Origin of the sequence: Corallococcus sp. EGB (genome assembly GCF_019968905.1) — a bacterium.
In the GTDB taxonomy this organism is placed as follows: Bacteria; Myxococcota; Myxococcia; order Myxococcales; family Myxococcaceae; genus Corallococcus.
In genome coordinates this window covers 8,705,450-8,723,278 of the sequence record NZ_CP079946.1, presented here as the reverse complement: position 1 = coordinate 8,723,278, position 17,829 = coordinate 8,705,450, and the positions used below count along the sequence as shown (strand labels likewise).

At 70.3% G+C, this 17,829-nt stretch carries 15 protein-coding genes; 10 read left to right on the top strand and 5 right to left on the bottom strand.

All coding sequences use genetic code 11. The annotated features are described in order from the left end of the window. Window positions 1-4: 4 nt before the first annotated feature. Both KYK13_RS35580 and KYK13_RS35575 read right to left on the bottom strand, forming a co-directional pair. Complete coding sequence (locus KYK13_RS35580; protein WP_223639053.1) at window positions 5-2,560, bottom strand: M1 family metallopeptidase; 2,556 nt, start codon at window positions 2,558-2,560, stop codon at window positions 5-7. A 12-nt stretch (window positions 2,561-2,572) separates the two neighbouring features. Beyond that, entirely contained in the window at window positions 2,573-3,136 is a 564-nt protein-coding gene (locus tag KYK13_RS35575; RefSeq protein ID WP_223639051.1) for a hypothetical protein, read from the bottom strand. Window positions 3,137-3,272: 136 nt separating this feature from the next. Here KYK13_RS35575 and KYK13_RS35570 point away from each other — a divergent pair, with 136 nt between their 5' ends. From KYK13_RS35570 to KYK13_RS35560, 3 genes are all read left to right on the top strand, one after another. Further along, window positions 3,273-4,193, top strand: coding sequence for a hypothetical protein (locus KYK13_RS35570; protein ID WP_223639049.1), 921 nt, complete (start codon window positions 3,273-3,275; stop codon window positions 4,191-4,193). A 132-nt stretch (window positions 4,194-4,325) separates the two neighbouring features. Further along, window positions 4,326-5,036 (top strand): CHAP domain-containing protein, encoded by a 711-nt coding sequence (locus tag KYK13_RS35565; protein ID WP_223639047.1) that lies wholly within the window; start codon window positions 4,326-4,328, stop codon window positions 5,034-5,036. 13 nt (window positions 5,037-5,049) lie between these two features. After that, on the top strand, window positions 5,050-5,937 hold the full coding sequence (locus KYK13_RS35560) for a biosynthetic peptidoglycan transglycosylase (RefSeq protein ID WP_223639045.1): 888 nt from the start codon (window positions 5,050-5,052) through the stop codon (window positions 5,935-5,937). A 61-nt stretch (window positions 5,938-5,998) separates the two neighbouring features. On the opposite strand, the gene KYK13_RS35555 is transcribed toward KYK13_RS35560, so the two are convergent. Continuing rightward, window positions 5,999-6,583 carry a hypothetical protein gene (locus KYK13_RS35555; RefSeq protein ID WP_223639044.1) on the bottom strand — a complete coding sequence of 195 codons (585 nt, stop codon included), beginning with the start codon at window positions 6,581-6,583 and terminating at the stop codon, window positions 5,999-6,001. After that, window positions 6,580-7,278, bottom strand: coding sequence for a hypothetical protein (locus KYK13_RS35550; RefSeq protein ID WP_223639042.1), 699 nt, complete (start codon window positions 7,276-7,278; stop codon window positions 6,580-6,582). Before KYK13_RS35550 ends, KYK13_RS35555 begins: the two co-directional genes overlap by 4 nt. A 192-nt stretch (window positions 7,279-7,470) precedes the next feature. Here KYK13_RS35550 and KYK13_RS35545 point away from each other — a divergent pair, with 192 nt between their 5' ends. After that, on the top strand, window positions 7,471-8,856 hold the full coding sequence (locus KYK13_RS35545) for a bifunctional lysylphosphatidylglycerol flippase/synthetase MprF (RefSeq protein ID WP_223639040.1): 1,386 nt from the start codon (window positions 7,471-7,473) through the stop codon (window positions 8,854-8,856). Window positions 8,857-9,047: 191 nt separating this feature from the next. Further along, on the top strand, window positions 9,048-9,203 hold the full coding sequence (locus KYK13_RS35540) for a hypothetical protein (RefSeq protein ID WP_223639038.1): 156 nt from the start codon (window positions 9,048-9,050) through the stop codon (window positions 9,201-9,203). Between the two features lie 184 nt (window positions 9,204-9,387). Here KYK13_RS35540 and KYK13_RS35535 read toward each other — a convergent pair whose 3' ends face one another. Next, complete coding sequence (locus tag KYK13_RS35535) at window positions 9,388-11,016, bottom strand: DUF4041 domain-containing protein (RefSeq protein WP_223639036.1); 1,629 nt, start codon at window positions 11,014-11,016, stop codon at window positions 9,388-9,390. Between the two features lie 201 nt (window positions 11,017-11,217). Here KYK13_RS35535 and KYK13_RS35530 point away from each other — a divergent pair, with 201 nt between their 5' ends. The 5 genes from KYK13_RS35530 (at window position 11,218) to KYK13_RS35510 (ending at window position 17,803) form a co-directional block, all read left to right on the top strand. Then, on the top strand, window positions 11,218-13,134 hold the full coding sequence (locus KYK13_RS35530) for a sodium:proton antiporter (protein WP_223639034.1): 1,917 nt from the start codon (window positions 11,218-11,220) through the stop codon (window positions 13,132-13,134). A 128-nt stretch (window positions 13,135-13,262) separates the two neighbouring features. Further along, window positions 13,263-14,348: a hypothetical protein gene (locus KYK13_RS35525; protein ID WP_223639032.1), complete on the top strand. Its 1,086-nt coding sequence runs from the start codon at window positions 13,263-13,265 to the stop codon at window positions 14,346-14,348. A gap of 150 nt (window positions 14,349-14,498) precedes the next feature. After that, window positions 14,499-15,818, top strand: a complete 1,320-nt coding sequence (locus tag KYK13_RS35520; RefSeq protein ID WP_223639022.1) for a cytochrome-c peroxidase — start codon at window positions 14,499-14,501, stop codon at window positions 15,816-15,818. Window positions 15,819-15,830: 12 nt separating this feature from the next. Then, window positions 15,831-16,949: a metallophosphoesterase gene (locus KYK13_RS35515; protein WP_223639020.1), complete on the top strand. Its 1,119-nt coding sequence runs from the start codon at window positions 15,831-15,833 to the stop codon at window positions 16,947-16,949. 23 nt (window positions 16,950-16,972) lie between these two features. Continuing rightward, window positions 16,973-17,803 carry a c-type cytochrome gene (locus KYK13_RS35510; RefSeq protein ID WP_223639017.1) on the top strand — a complete coding sequence of 277 codons (831 nt, stop codon included), beginning with the start codon at window positions 16,973-16,975 and terminating at the stop codon, window positions 17,801-17,803. Window positions 17,804-17,829 lie beyond the last annotated feature (26 nt).

The window sequence follows — 17,829 nt, the reverse complement described above, 5'->3', positions numbered from 1 at the left end:
CACTTCACGGCCGGCGCTTCAGCCACGCGGCCACCTCCGGGGCCACGCGCTCGCGCAGGGCCACGTCCTGCGCCAGGCGCTCCAGCGTCTGCGCCGTGGCCTGCTGCGCCTCCGGAATCGGGTTGGCCTGGAGCAGCGCCTTCACCTGCTCCAGCTGCTCGCGCGTGCGCAAGAGGCCCAGCCCCTCCACCACCCGGCGCAGCAGCATGGGCGCCGCTCCCGTGCGCGCCACCAGGTCCTTCCAGCGCTTCTGCAACTGCTCCCACCACGCGTCACGACCGGTGCGGTTGCCCAACAGCCCCGTCGCGAAGCTCGCCACGTCCTGCGTCTTCACCGCCTCCGTGAACAACAGCCCCTGCGCGCGCTCCGCCAGCTTCGCGTCTTCAAACGACGTGAGCGCCATCAGGTAGCGCCGCTGCGTCGCGGGGTCCGGCTCCTTCGGCATCCGCCGCAACAGGTCCTCGAAGAGCGCCGTGTCGCCCGCGCGCGCCACCATGCCCACCGCCGTATCGAGCAGGTTCGCGTCCAGCGCGGACTTGTCCCCCTGCAGCATCCGCTGCACCAGCGGACGCGCCTGCGCCAGCACCTCCGGACTGCGCGCCAGGCCTCCCACCGCGCGCACCAGCGCCGCGCGGCGCAGCCGCACCCGGTCCGGCTCGCCCTGCGCCGCCTGCCAGCCCAGCTTCTTCAGGCCGCCGCCCAGCAACTGCTCCACCCAGCGGCGGAAACGCTCCTGGTCCTCGCCCTCCGTCAGCCGGTTCTCGATGTACCCGAGCCGCCCGACGAGCTCGTCCAGCACCGCCTCGTCCTCCTCGTCCCCGAAGCGCGCCGCCAGGTCCAGGAGGTCCGCCACCGGCGCCTGTCCCGCGCGGACCAGCGCCCACGTGTCCGCCAGCAGCGAGATGCGCTCCGACGGCGCCAGCGTCCCCAGGTTCGCCGCCAGCGCGTCCAGCGCCGGCTTCTCGTACGCCACCCGGTAGAAGCCCGTGGAGCCGCCGTTGGCGCACAGCCACTTCACGTCCCCGGAGCCGCCCTCCAGCGTCACCGTCGCCTGCGCGTCGCGGAAGAGCACGCGCTGCTCGCGCACCCTGCCCGCGTCCTCGAAGCGAAGCACCATGGGCACCGGCCACGTCTCCGCGCTCTTCACCCCCGGCTCCGAATAGAAGCGCTGCTGCGACAGCGTCACCTTGCGCCCCTCCACCTTCACCGACACCAGCGGGAAGCCGCTCTGGCCGATCCACTTCGTGGCCAGCTCGTTCACCGGCTGCTTCGCCGCCTCCCCCAGCGCGTTCCACAGGTCTTCCTTCACCGCGTTCGCGCGCGCGTGCTTGCGCATGTACAGCCGGATGCCTTCCCGGAAGGGCCCCTCGCCCAGGAAGCCTTCAATCATCCGCAGCACCGCGCCGCCCTTCTCGTAGGTAATCGCGTCGAAGCTCTCCCCCGCCTCGCCCGCGTTGCGCACCTCGCCGTGGATGGGGTGCGTGGACTTGAGCGCGTCCAGCGCCAGCGCGCTCGCCCGGTGCGCGTCGAAGTCCAGCCACATGCGCCAGTCCGGCCGCCACTGGTCGACGATCTTGAAAGCCATCCACGTCGCGAACGCCTCGTTGAGCCAGAGGTCGTCCCACCACACCATCGTCACCCAGTTGCCGAACCACTGGTGCGCCAGCTCGTGCGTCACCACCTCCGCCACGCGCTTCTGCACGGACAGCGGCGCGGTGGCGGGGTCCAACAGCAGCGCCACCTCCCGGTAGGTGATGAGGCCGGCGTTCTCCATGGCGCCCGCCTCGAAGTCCGGGATGCCCACCTGATCCACCTTGCCAAAGGCATACGGCAGCCCGAAGTAGTCCTGCAGCCGGGGCAGGACCTGGAGCGCCGCGTCCTGCCCGAACTTCGCCAGGTGCGCCTTCTCCGGCAGCGCCCACGTGCGCACCGGGATGCCCTGCGCCTTCTCCTCGGGCGTGCCCACCAGCGGGCCCACCACCAGCGCGATGAGGTAGGAGCTGAGCAGCTCCGTCTCCGCGAACGTCACCTTGCGCAGCGCCCCGTCCTTCTCGTCCTTCAGCACGCGGCCGTTGCCCAGCACCGTGTGGCCTTCCGGCACGCGCACCGTGAGCGCCCAGCGCGCCTTGAAGGCGGGCTCGTCGAAGCAGGGGAACAGCCGGCGCGCGTCGGCGGCCTCGAACTGCGTCGCGGCCACCTTGCCCGCCGCGTACAGGCCGCGCAGGCCCTCACTGAAGTGCCCCGTCCACAGCACGTCCAGCGTGGCCTGGCCCGCGGGCAGGGGAGAAGCGAACGTGAGCACCACCGTCTCGCTCACCGGAGAGACGCGCTTGGACGCGGGCTTGCGCACGTCGTTGCCGGCGCGGAAGGTGACCTCGCCCAGCTCCAGCGCGTTGGCGTGGAGGATGATCTCCGTCGTGGGCTGGGCCAGCTCCAGCTCCACGCGCTCTTCGCCCGTGAAGGTGCGCCCCTCCAGGTCCAGGGTCACCGTCGCCTGATAGCGGCGCGGGCGGAGGGTGGTGGGCAGGCGGAAGTTCTTGTCGTCGGTGGGATGCGCCATAGGGGCGGCAATCTAGCGCCGGCCGCGCCTTGTGCTCGCGCTCCATTTCCCAGTGTCCGCCGCTTCACGGCGTTTTGCCCCCGCTGACGGGGGCACCAGCTGCCCGAAGAGGCTCGACTCGCGCTGGAAGAAGCCCTCCGTGTGGAAGGAGGCGGACAGCTCCAGCCAGAGGAAGTCCAGGTGGTGACACAGCTCATGCAGGAAGGTGCGCAGGTACGTGCGGAAGGCCACGACCTGGCCGCGCTTCGCGGTGCGCATCCACACCTGGATGCGGGGCCGCTGCCCGGGCGCCCACGTGTAGAGCCCATGCAGCTCGCCCTCGTCATTCGAAGGCCGCGTCTCCAACACCTCCACCGCCACCCCGGGCACCTCCAGCCGCTCGGTCATCGCGCGGGCCAGGGCCTGCGTCGCGGCCTGGAGCGCCGCCCGGTCCTCCTGGAGCAGCGCCTGTCGCACCGCCTCCGCCCGGGGCCGCAGCGTCGCGGGCGTCCGCAGGGGCACCTCCTTGACGGCGTCGCTCTGGCGGTAGACGCGCTGCTCGGCGGGCGACAGCCGTTGGTAGTAAGCGAAGCGCACCGGGTTCAGTCTAACCCTTGAGGTTGGGTCGCGCCGCACATCCACCTCCACCGGGCGACACCTCCGTTGGCCGGCGGGCAGGAGCACGCCCCCGTGGATGGCATTGGACCGGGGGACTCGCGCAGACTGCCGGGCCATGCGCTCGCGTCTCGTTCATGTGGTGGCTTTGGCGGCGGCCAGTGTCATCGGGCTGTTGGTCCCGTGGGCACAGGCGGACACCTGGGCGAACCTGCTGGACGCGGTGCTTCGCTCGGCGGCCATCTGGCGGCTGTCCGGGGTGGAGCAGGGCGTGGTGCACCGGCTCGCGGAGCTGGCGGTCTTCGCTGTCGCAGGGGGGATGCTGGGCAACGCGCAGGTGCATGCGCTGCGCCGGGCCGGGCTCCAGGTGACGGGCTGGGTGGGGATGACGGCGATGGCGGTGGCGGTGGGCCTGGTGGGCTCGCGGGCCCTGGCCGTGGCGCTGGGGCTGTCACCGCTCATGGCGCCCGTGGGGATGGGGGTGGTGCTGGGGCTCGCGCAGGCGTGGCTGCTGCGGCGCGAGGTACACGGCGCCGCCGTGTGGCTGGCGGCGTGCGCGGTGGGCTACGGCATGGCCGGGCCGGCGGCGGACTGGAGGCAGGAGACGTGGAGGGCGGCGGTGGACACGGGCGCGACCTGGCGCCTGTCCTCCATCACCATCACCGCGCAGGCCATGACGTGGGCGGCGCTCGCGCTGTGCATGGCCATTGGAGGCGCGTTCATCCTCGCGAACGTGCGCGCGCAGGCGCTGCCCGCTCCCGGCTCGCGGATGCCCGGGGCCCTGGGGCAGTTCGCGGTCCTGGGGCTGGCGCTGCCGCTGATGGTCGCGCTGGAGGCCCGGGCGAAGAGTCCTCCGCCGCGGGAGATGCAGTCCAACCCCCCGGCGCGGATGCAGCCCCGGCCCACGCGGACCTGGGGAGGGGGAGCCGAGCCGTCGCCCTCGGGCCGGTGGAACAGAGCCCCGTCGAATGCCGGGCTTGAGAACGCCAGCGATCCCCAGGGCGCGGAGCCCGCCGCCCGCGTCAAACCCATCATCTGAAGGGCTCCAGGGCGCGCGGTTGCCGTGTGTGGGAACTTCCTTTCCCACCGCGTGCCGAAGGGTGCGCGCGCTTCGTCGTGAGGTGGACATGCGCAACGTCGCGGAAGCCGGGCACGGCGGTTGCTCTGTCGCGTGCGCATGGGACGAGGCGTGTGGGTGGGCGCGTTGGTGAGCGCGCTGGTGTGGGGCGGGGCGGCTCAGGCCGCGAGCAAGGTCACGGCGACGAAGAAGGCCCGGCCGGAGGTCCAGCTGGCGGACCGGGCGCTGTGGCGGGCGAAGTCCTGGGTGGGGATGACGACGCTCGCGAAGATGAGCTCGGCGGTGAGCGATGACTGTTCGGGGATGACCCGGCTGGCGTTCCAGCAGAAGCGGTTGGACCTGCTGCCGGACGACGTGCTGCCGGAGGAGAACGGCGTCACCGCCATCCACCGCAAGGCGCGCGCGCTGGGCGTGCTGACGGAGACGCCGACGCCGGGCGCGCTGGTGTTCTTCAAGAACACGTTCGACCGCAACCGCGACGGCCTCATGAACGACGGCCTCACGCACATCGGCATCGTGGAGCGCGTGGGGACGGACGGCACGGTGACGTTCGTGCACAAGTCGGGCGGGCTGGTGAAGCGCTCGCGCTTCAACCTCCTGCACCCGGAGGAGCGCAAGGACGCGAAGGGGCGCGTGCTCAACGACTGGCTCCGCCGTAAGGGCAGGAATACGCGCGGCTACCTGGCGGGAGAGCTGGTGGCGGGCTTCGCGTCGGTGGACGAGCGCTGGCGCTCGCCCGAGCCGCCGCGCCTGGCCTCCGCGAAGCTCACCATGAAGGCTGACGCCCGGAGCGCGCGGCGCTAGACACTGCCGGCCGATGTCCACCGTCGAAGGTCCACTCGAAGCCCCGCGCCGCGAGCCCGCCGCGCCCGTCCGGCCGCCCGAGGTGCGTCCGGCAGCGCCGCGAGGAAGACGGCGGGGGCGCTGGGTGCTGGGCGGCCTGGTCGTGCTGGTGCTGGGCACCGCGGCGCTCACGCTCGCCGGGCTGCCGGACGCGAGCCCCCTGGCGAAGGAGAACCCGAGCACGACGGCGCTCATCGAGCAGCGCGCGAGCGAGGCGCGCGAGGCCGGGCACAAGCCGCGCCGGCGGCAGCAGTGGGTGCCGCTGTCGGCGGTGTCCAAGCCCGCGGTGGACGCGGTGCTCATCTCCGAGGACGCGAGCTTCTACCTGCACGACGGGGTGGATACGGTGGAGCTGGCGCGCGCGGTGGGACAGGCGGTGGAGCAGGGGAGGCTGGGGCGCGGGGCGTCCACGCTCACGCAGCAGCTGGCGAAGAACCTCTGGCTGTCCACGGACCGCAGCCTGACGCGCAAGCTGAAGGAGCTGGTGCTGGCGCACCGGTTGGAGGAGGCGCTGACGAAGCAGCGCATCCTCACGCTGTACCTCAACGTGGTGGAGTGGGGGAACGGCGTGTATGGGATTGAGGCGGCGGCGCGCGAGCACTTCGGCGTGTCCGCGTCCCAGCTCTCCGTGGCGCAGGGCGCGGTGCTCGCCGCGATGCTGCCGTCCCCGCGCAAGCGCTCGCCGTCCAGCGGGTCCCGCGCCTTGTGGAAGCACGCGCACCACGTGGTGGATGCGTTGAGGCTCTACAAGCGCATCAGCCCGGCGCAGGCGGAGAGCGCGCACGCGGAGGTGGACCGGCTGCTCGGCCGGGCCCCCGCGGACGATGGGGGCGCGGACGACGCGGACGACGACGGGACCTGAGCGGTACTACAAGCCGGGCCTCCCATGGCAGGGCCGTACCCTGGGGGCCCGGCTTCCGGCCCTAGAGTCCGCCGACCTCCAGGGCCCCGCCCAGTCCCGGGAAGGTCTTGGTGACGTTGGCGCTGAACACGATGTTCTCCAGCACGATGTTCACCGGCAGGCCGCCCGTGGGCAGGCCGCTGGTCCGCGTGACGGTGTTCTCCACGATGAGCCACACGCGCTGCCGGCCCAGGGCCTGCTTCAGCGCCGGGCTGTCCACGGTGAGCGGCGTGCGGCTGTTGGGCGCGAACGTGCGCGGCGCCAGCAGCAGCGTGGAGGACGCGTAGTACGGCGGCAGGTTGGCCTCCGTGTAGGTCTTCGGCGTGCCCGGCTCCGCCTGCCCCGTGAAGGACAGCCGCGCGCTCAGCTGCAGCGTCAGCGTTTGAGAGGGATTGGCCACCGTGAGCGCGGCCTGCACCGTGTTGACGGTGACGACCGACAGGTCCCGCGTCTCCTCCGGCAGGTCCAGCGCCACCTCCGCGTACACCGGCGCCAGCACCGACGTCACCGGCACCGTCTGGGTGAACGGCGCCGTCTCCACGTTGATCTCCGCCGAGCACGACGCCAGCAACAGGCCGCACAGGCCCACGACGCACCACCGCATCATCGGAAGCTCCAGGACAGATCGAAGGTGGGCAGCACCGGCAGCTCCTGCCCCGGGAGCGCCGGGTCGCTCAGGTCCACGTAGGCCGCGCCCAGCGCCATGCCGAAGTGCTCGCCGCCGTAGCGCACGCCCGCGGCGGCCTTGAGCTTCGCGCCGCCCTTCACGCGCATGCCGCCCTCCGCGATGAGCGACCACGCCCCGGTGAAGTTCCACGCCACCGCGCCGGTGAAGGCCAGGTAGTCGGAGTCGTACCGCGCATAGCGCGCCTCGCCCTGCACCAGCACCGGCCCCAGCGACAGGCCATACACGGCGTAGAAGGCCGGGCCGGACAGCTCCGGCGTGAAGCTTTGAATCGCGGGCTCGCGCGACTCCACGCGGCTGGAGTACGCGGACGCGCCCACGAAGTGCGTGTAGCGCGCGCCCAGCGCCACCCGGTGCGGCCCTCCGGCCGCCGCCCACCGCACCCCCAGGTTCGGCGCGAGCAGCGCGTCCGCGTACAGGGACGTGTCCACCGACAGCCCGGCGAACAGCGGCAGCGCCGTGCGCTGGAGGCCCACCACCGGCGCGTCGATGACCTCCGCCGCGTCCGAGGTGAGCAGCCGCGCGACGTTGGTGCGCACCTGCGCGAAGGCCGCGGCCGGGAGCAGGAGCGCGGCGAGGAACAACCGGGTGGATGGGATGGGTCGGGGTGGGGACACGGCGCACGGCTCCAGAGGAACGCAGGGACGACTCCTTGTAGTGCGTCCGAGCGGCCGGATTGGATCCCTTCCGTGCGCACTCCACCTGGGAAGGGAGTACTTCCACACAGTCCGTCCAGGGAGGGCCCTTCCTCCCCGGGCGCCTTTGGCTGGCGGGCCGCTCCGGCGGGACGTAGTTTGAGTGCAAACACCATGGCCGACCCCCACCAGGACACCGCGCGGGACGCGGGCGACGCGCGCGAGCGGGTGCTGGCGTTGCTCAAGCGCCACGGCTGGAACGCGACGTCCTTCCAGGTGCTGCAGCCGGGCTTCGAGTACTGGTTCTCGCCGGAAGGGGATGGGTGCATCGCCTACGTGGACACGGGCGGTGCGTGGGTGGCGGGCGGCGGCCCCATCGCCGCGCAGGAGCGGGTGTGCGACGTGGTGGAGGGCTTCCACCGGGCGGCCCGGAGCGCGGGCAAGCGCGTGAACTTCTTCGCCACGGAGTCGCGCTTCTCACGGCTCGTCCCTTTCGAGGAGCTGCCCATTGGCGAGCAGCCGGTGTGGGACCCGGCGAAGTGGGAGGCGGTGGTGAAGGGCAGCCGAAGCCTGCGCGAGCAGCTGCGCCGCGCGCGCTCCCACGGCGTGCGCGTGCGCGAGGTGCCCGCGGAGGTGATGGAGACGGAGGGCCATCCGCTGCGGGCGGCGGTGGAGGTGTTGGCCGAGCACTGGCTCGCGTCGCGCCGCATGGCGACCATGGGGTTCCTGGTGGGGCTGGCGCCGGGCGCCTTCGCTCGCGAGCGCCGCGCCTTCGTGGCGGAGGTGGAGGGGCGCGTGGTGGGCTTCCTGTCGGTGACGCCGGTGTACGCGCGCGACGGCTGGTTCCTGCAGGACCTCTTGCGGGAGCCCTCCGCGCCCAACGGCACGGCGGAGACGCTGGTGGACGCGGCGATGCGCGCGGCCGCGGTGAACGGGCGCAGGTATGTGACGTTGGGGATGGCGCCGCTCGCGGGGCCGGTGCGGCCGTGGCTGCGGTTCGCGCGCAAGGCCGGGCGCCCGCTGTTCGACTTCGAGGGCCTGCGCTCCTTCAAGGCCAAGTTCCGGCCTGACGCGTGGGTGACGCTCTACCTGGCGCACCCGAAGGACGAGCCGGCGGTGTGGGCCATCTACGACGCGCTCCGGGCCTTCGCGCGGGGGAGCCTGGTGAAGTTCGGGCTGGTCACGCTGCTGCGGCGGCCGCGCCTCTTCGTGCGTGCGTTGACCGCGCTGCTGGTGCCGTGGACGGTGTTGCTCGCGCTGCCCATGAGCGCGCACTGGTTTCCGTCGCCGTGGGTGCAGCACGGCTGGGTGGTGTTCGACGTGGGGCTCATCGCGGGTCTGCTGCTGCTGCTGCGCCGCTGGCGCGACGGCCTGGCCACGCTGCTGGGACGGCTCACCACGGCGGATGCGTGTCTGACATTGATTCAGGCGCTCGGCTTCAACGCCGCACGCGCGCGGGGGCCATGGGACTGGAGCATCATCCTCGCGTCGGTGCTCGCGCCAGCCACCGCGTCCGCGATGCTGCTGCGCTCACGCGACCTGCGCGTGCCGGAGCCCTGAGTCATGGAGCGGGTGCGTCTTCAGGTGGCGCTTCATCGCAGCCACAGTGCCAGCGACGCCCGCAGATGACGGGGTCATCGTCAGAGCCGATCGTGAAGACCCGGTCGAACGCGGGGGTACCTATGCAGCCTATGAGCTGCTCCGGCTCGTGCTGCTCGGCCGTACAGCGGCCCCTCGCATCGGGTGGCCCCATGGAGAAGCTGCAGTTCCCGGCACTGACATGGATTTCCAGCGAGCGGCGCTTCCAGAACCGCTTCTTCACATTGCAAGGCCAGGGAGGGATGTCCGAAGTGACGGTCCATGCCGGCCAGCCGGCGTCGGTCGCGACATCCGGGCCCGGCTCCTGACTGGCGACGGGCTCTGGACTCTCTCCGGGCGGCGAGACGACGGCCGCACGAGGCGTGCAAGCCGCCAACATGAAGATGGCCAGAGCCTGGATGTGGTAGCGAAGCATCATCCCTTTTCGAGTCTACGCTCCTGGAGCGGGGCTCCGCTGCCCGGATGAAGCGGAAGGCCCCGTTGCTCGAAGGCTCAGGCCACTGCCTCTTTCCGAGCAACCTCGATCTGGGCAGCCTCATGTTTCGCGAGTTGCTGCTGGAGCCATGCGCCTTCCTGGAACGACTGGCTCTGCATGGCGCGCTCGACCGCCTGCGTCTCGCGGAACTCCCGGGCCTCGGCGGTCATCGTCCACTGAGCCTGGAGGCCCATCCCATCCACCACCTGTCGGATGGTCTGGAGTGTCAGCCGGAAGAACTCCTTGCGCGGGTTGACCTTGTTCACCTGCTCCCGGACGAAGCGCTTGTGCAGCTCGCGCTCCAAGGTGGGCGCATCCTCGCTGTGGATGAGGGCATGCACGTCGAACTCAAACGGCACGCTGGCATCGCCCAGCTCCCGGATGCGGTCGAGCGGCTCCAGGCGGCGCGTGAGGCCGACCTTGAAGACGTTCTCGCCGAAGGAGCCCACGTTGGAGATGACGTAGACGTGGCCCGTCTTGGTCTGCTGCGCCATGGAGATGGCCCGCTTGTTCTTCTCTTCCGCCTCCTGGAGTTTCTGGGCGAGCTGCGCGAGCTGCTCCTCGTACTTCGACTTCTGCTCGTCGCCCGCCTTCTCGAACTCACGCCGGGCCTCCTCCATGGCCTTGCGCAGCAGCTCCTCCTCCTTCTCCGCGTCGCGCTGGGCCTTCTCGAACTCGCGCTGGGCCTTCTCCTCCTCGCGGATGCGTTCCTTGATGAGCCGCTGCTCCTCCCGCTCCTTGAGCTTCAGTTCGTTGGCCACCACGGCCCATTTGAGCTCTTCCATCCGGACAGCGAGGTAGTCCGGAGCGATGCGGGCGTTCCGGAAGGCCTGCCCGTTGTTGTTCACCACGCTGAAGGCATCCTTCACCTTCTGCTCCAGCGTCCCGAAGTTGTCGTGACGGACGCCCGCGAGGATGGAATCCACCTTGCCGTTGAAGGCGTCGAGGACGAACTCGATGGCCGTGGTGCGGCGGTTTGTTTCGACGTAGTCGCAGCTCGCGGCCTTGCCGGTGCGGATCAGCTCGCGCATCCGTTCGCGCGCGCTCTTCAGTCGCGCACCAGCCTCGGTGAAGCCAAAGTGCTCCGCGAGCTCATCAAGGATCCCCTGAGTGGGCACGAGGTAGCGGTCCCCATAACCTTCGATGATGTTGCGCATCGCCGTGGCGGTCTGCTCCAGGTGCTTCGCGTGCTGAATCGCCGCGAAGGCCTCACCCGCCACTTCCTGTGCACGTTTGTTCGCTGACTCGACGATGCGGCTCGCCTCGAGGGTCGCCCCTGCGAGCACCGACTCGGAGCGTCTTCGGAGTTCAGCGGCCTCCAAGGCGGCGCTGCTGTGCACGCCCGCGGCCGCGCCAGCCGCGTTGTTTCGGACGGTCTCTGCCTCCGCCAACGCCTTGCCGCGGATCGCCTCTGCTTCCGCGACCGCACGGTCGCGTATGGCCCGGGCTTCAGCCTCCGCGTCCACGACGCCCTGGTACTTCTCAAGCTCCCGTTTCTGGGCCTGAAGCGTGGCGACTTCGCGCTCAACGCGTTCCTTCTGGGCGAGCGCTTCACGGAGCGCCTGTGCCTCCGCGCGCCGCTTCGTGAGGACGACAGCCAGGGTCGTCGAGGCAATGAAGAGGAGAAGCAGGCTGAGCAGGAGCACGGGCAAACCCTCCTTGAGGGAAACAGGCTCAAGCCTTCCATTCCCCCAAGTCGTTTCATCTCACCCGAGCGGGGGATTGCGCTTCGCCTCCAGGGGGGCCTGGCTCAGGCTTGTCGGCCGTCGCTTCGTCTCCCGGCCAACCCTCGTCCGACAGATGCGAATGAGCGCCCAGGCCATGCGGCTACGTTGCGCCACCGCGCCATGGCTTCCCCCGCACTCGCGAACCCCTCCCTGACGCTCGGCCTGTCCCTGGTGGCCGGCATCCTGGCGCAGCTGTTGGCCCGGCACCTGAGCGTGCCTGGCATCGTCGTGCTCCTGGCCGCGGGCGTGCTGCTGGGCCCCGAAGGCCTGGGCCTCATCCAGCCCGCGTCCCTGGGACCCGCGCTCCAGACCGTGGTGGGCTTCTCCGTGTCCGTCATCCTCTTCGAGGGCGCCATGAGCCTCGACGTGCGCAAGCTGCGCCGCGAGGCCCGCTCCATCCAGCGGCTCGTCACCCTGGGCGCGGCCGTCACCGCCGTGGGCGGCGCCCTGGCCGCCCGCGCCCTCATGGGCTGGGACTGGGGGGTATCCGCCCTCTTCGGCACCCTGGTCATGGTGACCGGCCCCACGGTCATCACGCCGCTGCTGCGCCGCGTGCGCGTCTCCCATCGCGTCGCCACCGTGCTGGAGGCCGAGGGCATCTTCGTGGACGCCGTGGGCGCCATCATCGCCGTGGTCGCGCTGGACATGGCGCTGCACGCGGAAGAGGGGCCGTGGCTCCTGGTGCGCGCGCTGGGCTCGCGGTGGGGCGTGGGGCTCGCCGTGGGCGGCGTCACCGGCCTCCTCATCACCGTGGGCCTCCGAAAGGCCTCCTGGGTGCCCGAGGACATGACCAATGTCTTCGCCCTCGCCCTGGTGCTGGGCGCCTTCCAGGTGAGCAACGCGCTCGCGCCAGAGAGCGGCGTGCTGGCCGCCATCGCCGCGGGGCTCGTCGTGGGCAACGGCAGGGTGCCCGCCCGCCGGGAGGTGCTCGCCTTCAAGGAACAGCTCACCCTGATGCTCCTGGGCATGCTCTTCATCCTGCTGGCCGCGGACATGCGGCTGTCCCAGGTGACGGCGCTGGGCTGGCGCGGCCTGCTCACCGTGCTCACGCTGATGCTCCTCGTGCGGCCGGTGGCCGTCGCCCTGTCCACCGCTGGCTCCGGACTGTCGCGCAACGAGAAGGCCTTCATCGCGTGGCTGGGCCCGCGCGGCATCGTCGCCGCCGCCGTGGCGTCGCTGTTCGCCACGCGCCTGGGCGCCCAGGGCGTGGAGGAGGGGCAGGCCCTGCGCGCGCTGGTGTTCCTGGTCATCGGCGTCACGGTGGTGGTGCAGGGCCTGTCCGGTGGCTTCGTGGCGGGACTCCTGGGCGTGCGCCGCGTGGTCCCCAGGGGCTACGTCCTCCTGGGCGCGAACGCGCTCGCGCGGCAGGTGGCGCACGCGCTCCAGGCGCGCGACGAAACCGTGCTCCTCGTGGACTCCAGCGACGCCACGCTGACGCGCGCGCAGCAGGAGGGCTTCCGCGTCCTCTTCGGCAACGGGCTGGAGGAGCGCACCCTCCTGCGCGCGGAGCCGGAAGGACGCCAGGGCTTCGTGGGCCTCACCCACAATGAGGGCGTCAACCTCCTCTTCGCGGAGCGCGTGCGCGCCCTCCAGCGCACTGCCCGCAGCTACACCGCCCTGCACCGGGGCCACGTGGGAGTGTCCGCGGAGACGGTGCGTTCCACGGGAGGTCACATCCTCTTCGGCGCGGAGCGGGACCTGGATGTCTGGGTGGCGCGCTGTGAACAGGGCGCCGTGTCCCGCGAGTCCTGGCACCTGGACGCGCCGCAGGTGGAGGCCATCCTGCCCCCCGCCACCGGCAACCTGGAGGAGGCGCTCGTCCCGCTCGTGCTGGAGCGCGAGACCGGCACCGTCCTCTTCGACGAGTCCACCGTTCCCATGGCCGGAGACCGCGTGGACTTCCTCGTGGCGCACGGACGGAAAGATGAAGCCCACACGTGGCTCTCCTCGCATGGCTGGCGTCCCGTGGCGCCAGATGTCCCAATACCAGACACTGCCCCCTCCCTGAAGGGCCAGGCGCCGTCGAAGGGGCCGTAAGGCAGTCACCAGATATCGCGAGGCGCAGGGAGTGGCGGATTGGCCAGCAATCCGTGGCATGGAGTGTAATAGAAGGACCGAAACTCCGGGCAACCCCTGCCTCATCCGGAGATTGGAGTCCCGCCGCCATGAGCCGAATCCCCAAGCCCACCAACGCTTCCTTCTCGCCTCGCCCGGAAGGAGTCCGTTCGCCCCCGACGCCCCCTTCCGCGCCGCTCCCCAATCTTTCGAACGTCGCCAACCAGAGCAAGATCCCCAAGCCGGTCAACACGCCGGCCAGTGCGCATTACAGGCCTCGCCAGGACGGGCCCCGCCCGCCCGGCGACAGCACCCAGCCCAATCGCACCCAGGCCGCCTTCCAGTCCCATCAGGGCGTCAGCACCTTCAACAGCCCGGCGACCACCTCCACGCAGGCGGTGGGCAGCTCCAACACCGGCGTCAAGTATCCCCAGGGCCCGTGCCCTCCCATGGCCGCGGCGGACCTGAGCCGTCCCCAGACGGCCCTCAATCTGGGCAATGCCGCCTGTCTCACCCACGGCATCTCCCCGGAGCACGTGCAGAGCGCCCTCCAGCAGGGCCAGCTCAACTCCGCCTACAGCCGGCTGGGCAAGGACGGCAAATACTCGCGGGACGCGGACAAGAACGGCGGCGGAGCGCTGGCCGTCTACACGCGCGCGGTGGGAACCGAGCAGAACACCTGGAAGGCCCAGGGCAGCGGCGTGGGGAGCAATGACAGCAAGGTGCAGATGATCCTCAGCCCCGCCATCCTGCAGGACCCCAACCACGGCTGGCGGGCATCCTCCACGGACAACATGGGCAAGGTCCCGGGCTCGACCACCGCCCATCAAGCAGGCCTCCCCAAGAACGACCCCCTCGGCCGCGCTTCGCTCTGGAGCCGCCAGACCGAGTCGGCCCGCAACAGCGCCTTCAACGCGACCGTGAACGGCAAGGCTCCCCAGGCGAACAACGAGCAGCTGCACTGGGAGAAGGTCCCCCTCCAGGGAAACCTCAAGGGAATGGTGGTCACGTCCCCCGCCAGCTTCGACACGTTGATGGGACTCCCCGGCGCGCAGCGGACCGAGGGCAAGCAAGGCAGGGGCACCGTCCGGTTCGGCGACCAGGACGTCAAGGTCATCCTCACGGATGGAAAGCGCCCGCTGCTCGCCACGCTGAAGGAAGCCGGCATCGCGGAGGCCAACGGCCAGGTCCGTTGAAACCAGGACACATTCCAGTCCCAGACACTCTCCCTCCCCCACGACCGAGAGACCGTTGAACGGTTCTCTCGGGTTGCGTGAAATGCCCGGACCGGCCTCGGACCGGGCGGATGCCCCGCGGCGGCTCCAGAGAACGGGTGGGAGGCGTTCATGCGGCTGCCTTCGGGCGTCGTCACGGTGTGCGCCGTGGTGCTCAACTCCGGCGTGGGACTGGCGGCATCACCCCCTTCACAACAGACCCAGGCAGCCTCTCCGCAACTGCCACCGGGCGTGTCCGCGACGCTGTGGCGCGTCTCGGTGCCCCAGGGCTCCGAGCCCACGCCGGAGCGGGTCGCGCTCGGCGAGAAGCTCTTCCGGGACAAGCGCCTGTCGGTGGACAACACCGTGGCCTGCATGACGTGCCACGAGCCGGAGCTGGGCTTCACCGACGGCAAGCCGCTGTCCGAGGGCGTCAAGCAGCAGAAGGTGGCGCGCAACAGCCCCACCGTCCTCAACGCCCTGTTCAACGCCACCCAGTTCTGGGACGGCCGCGCGGCCACGCTGGAGGACCAGGCGAAGCTGCCCATCCTCAACCCGCGTGAGATGGGCATGCCGGACGCGGACACCGTCATGAAGAAGGTGCGGGGCATCCCCGAATACGTCACGGACTTCCAGAAGGTCTTCGGCCGCGAGCCCACCTTCGACGACCTGGCGACCGCCATCGCCGCGTTCGAGCGGATGCAGTTCTCCGGGGACGCGCGCTTCGACAAGTTCATCGCGGGTGACAGCAAGGCGCTCACCGCGTCGGAGAAGAACGGCTGGGCGCTCTTCAACGGCAAGGCGCGCTGCAACTCCTGCCACGCGGGCAACGCCGTGTCCCCGCTGTTCAGCGACCAGAAGTTCCACAACATCGGCGTCGCCGCGCACAAGCAGGACTTCGTCACCCTGGCGCGCAAGGGCGTGCAGGTGGTGCGCGCCGGTGACGAGAAGCAGATCGACGAGCTGGCGCTCAACTCGGAGTTCTCCGAGCTGGGCCGCTTCCTCGTCACCAGGCAGGAGAACGACGTGGGCTCTTTCAAGACGCCCACCCTGCGCAACGTGGGCATCACCGGCCCGTACATGCACGACGGGTCGCTCGCCACGCTGTGGGACGTGATGGACCACTACAACAAGGGCGGCGTGGCCAATCCCTACCTCGACGGGGGGATGCAGCGGCTGGGGCTCACCGAGCCTGAAATCGATGACCTGGTGGCGTTCCTCTTCACGCTCACGGACTCGAAGTTCGACAAGCTGAACAAGGAGCAGCTGGCGAAGCAGCGCGCCCGGAAGAACACGCGGCCGGAGCGGGACACCGCCATCGCCATGGGCAAGAAGGGCAACCTGGGCGACATCGCGCCGAACCCGGACCTGGCGGAGAAGAACCCGGCGGACCTGGGCTTCTACGGCAGCGTCACCCCGGCGCCCGTCATCCCGGCAGTCAAGCAGCGCTAACGGAGGCTCGCCATGGCAAACAAGTTCCAGAGCATCGAGACGAAGCACTACGCCGAGCGCGACGCCTTCTTCGAGGGGCTGAAGAAGCTGGATCGCCGCGCCTTCATGCGCATCGCCGGCATCTCCGCCGGCATCGTCGCGGGCATGGGCAGGCTCACGCCCAACAGCTTCCAGTTGGTCAACGTGGCGGAGGCGCAGGGGGAGAAGCCCAGGTTCTCCTTCGCGTACATCTCCGACACGCACCTGTACGAGAACAAGCTCAACGACCGCTTCGTGCGCGCCATCCTCAAGGCCGTGGACGACGTGAACGCGTTGGACCCGCAGCCGGACTTCGTCCTCTTCGGCGGCGACCTGGCCCAGCTGGGCCAGGCCGGCGAGCTCAAGCTGGGCGCTCAAATCCTCAAGTCCGTGAAGGCCCCCATCAAGATGATGGTGGGCGAGCACGACTGGTTCCTGGACATGGGCGAGCTGTGGCGCGACCTGTTCGGTCCGCCCAACTACTCCTTCGACCACAAGGGCGTGCACTTCGTGGTGCTCAACTCCATCCACGAAAAGGACTTCTGGACGGAGCGGAAGCTCTCCCCCATGGAGCGCATGAAGATCGTCGCCGGCCTGGACAATGGCATCCAGTCCCGCTTCGAGGTCGGCGCCGAGCAGCGCCAGTGGCTCCAGAACGACCTGGCCAAGGTGGCGAAGACGACGCCCCTCATCGTCTTCAGCCACTCTCCGCTCTACAAGTACTACAAGCCCTGGAACTTCTGGACCGACGACGCGGACGAGGTGCAGGCCATCCTCAAGCCGTACGAGAAGGTCACCGTCATCCACGGGCACACGCACCAGATGCTCAGCAACCGCATTGGCAACATCTCCTTCCACGGGATGCTGTCCACCGCGTGGCCGTGGCCGTATGCGCCGGAGGGCCTGCCCTCGCTCACGGTGCCCATGAACCGGGCGGATCCGTTCAGCCAGTTCGACGGCTGCGGCGACGGCCGCATGGACGTGCTCGAGTCGGGGCTCGTGGACAAGCTCTACAACCTCTGGCAGCGCGACCCCATCACCGTGCGCGCCAGCTATCTCGGCTCGGGTGGCAAGCAGTCCGCGCCCCCCAAGACCAGGCTGCCCACCTATTAGGACCGGAAGAGGAACTCCCTCCCATGAACCTGCGAATGAAGCTGCTCGTGGTCCCGTGCGCGGCCCTGTCCTTCGCTGGCGGCGTGGCGCTCGCCACGTCTCCGGATGCGAAGGCGGTTCCCCAGGCGGAGCCGCTGCCGAAGCACGTCCTGCCCGCGTCCAAGGACGGCAATCTGGTGCTGGGCCTGTGCGACGGTGAGACGTCCATGGAAGTGCCTGGCGTGAAGGATGGCCAGAAGCTCACCCGCGCCCAGGCCATCACCGCCACCGCGCAGTTGATGGGCGACTGGCGCAAGAAGAACCCGAACGCGAAATGGGATGACGTGCCCGGCCCGGTGCTGGCGCAGGCCTCGCCTCCGGCCACGAAGAAGTCCCCCGCGCCCGCGCCCCAGCCCGCCCCTGGCGCGAAGCCCGCGGGCAGCGACGTGCGCCCGGGCGGCGTCGGCGCGCAGACGGGCGCGAGCGCGGTGCCCCAGCAGCGGAAGGCGGATGTCCAGACGGGCCACACCTATGGCGCGTTCTCCGAGCGCGACGAGCAGGTGTGGGCGGACTCCGTGCAGGCGGCGGTGAAGGAAGGCCACCGGGTGTTCCACGACGCGGAGGCGCTGGGCGGAACGGTGGGCGTGTCGTGCGACATGTGCCATCCGGACGCGGCCAACACCCACCCGGAGACCTACCCGAAGTACCAGGTGCAGCTGGGGCGCGTGGCGCTGCTGCGCGACATGATCAACTGGTGCATCGAGAACCCGGTGCGCGGCAAGCCGCTGGCGGACGGCGACCCGAGGATGCGCGCGATGGAGGCGTACATCTACGCGCAGCGCAAGGGCGTGAAGCTGGAATACGGCAAGCACTGACGCCTGGGCGGGACCTGGGGCCCCGG

Excerpts from the sequence above, each read along its gene's own strand:
- KYK13_RS35580 (WP_223639053.1), bottom strand. The coding sequence starts at position 2,560 with ATGGCGCATCCCACCGACGACAAGAACTTCCGCCTGCCCACCACCCTC.
- KYK13_RS35540 (WP_223639038.1), top strand. The coding sequence starts at position 9,048 with ATGGAGAAGCTGCAGTTCCCGGCACTGACATGGATTTCCAGCGAGCGG.
- KYK13_RS35570 (WP_223639049.1), top strand. The coding sequence starts at position 3,273 with ATGCGCTCGCGTCTCGTTCATGTGGTGGCTTTGGCGGCGGCCAGTGTC.
- KYK13_RS35555 (WP_223639044.1), bottom strand. The coding sequence starts at position 6,583 with ATGATGCGGTGGTGCGTCGTGGGCCTGTGCGGCCTGTTGCTGGCGTCG.
- KYK13_RS35560 (WP_223639045.1), top strand. The coding sequence starts at position 5,050 with ATGTCCACCGTCGAAGGTCCACTCGAAGCCCCGCGCCGCGAGCCCGCC.
- KYK13_RS35525 (WP_223639032.1), top strand. The coding sequence starts at position 13,263 with ATGAGCCGAATCCCCAAGCCCACCAACGCTTCCTTCTCGCCTCGCCCG.
- KYK13_RS35545 (WP_223639040.1), top strand. The coding sequence starts at position 7,471 with ATGGCCGACCCCCACCAGGACACCGCGCGGGACGCGGGCGACGCGCGC.
- KYK13_RS35515 (WP_223639020.1), top strand. The coding sequence starts at position 15,831 with ATGGCAAACAAGTTCCAGAGCATCGAGACGAAGCACTACGCCGAGCGC.
- KYK13_RS35520 (WP_223639022.1), top strand. The coding sequence starts at position 14,499 with ATGCGGCTGCCTTCGGGCGTCGTCACGGTGTGCGCCGTGGTGCTCAAC.
- KYK13_RS35510 (WP_223639017.1), top strand. The coding sequence starts at position 16,973 with ATGAACCTGCGAATGAAGCTGCTCGTGGTCCCGTGCGCGGCCCTGTCC.
- KYK13_RS35530 (WP_223639034.1), top strand. The coding sequence starts at position 11,218 with ATGGCTTCCCCCGCACTCGCGAACCCCTCCCTGACGCTCGGCCTGTCC.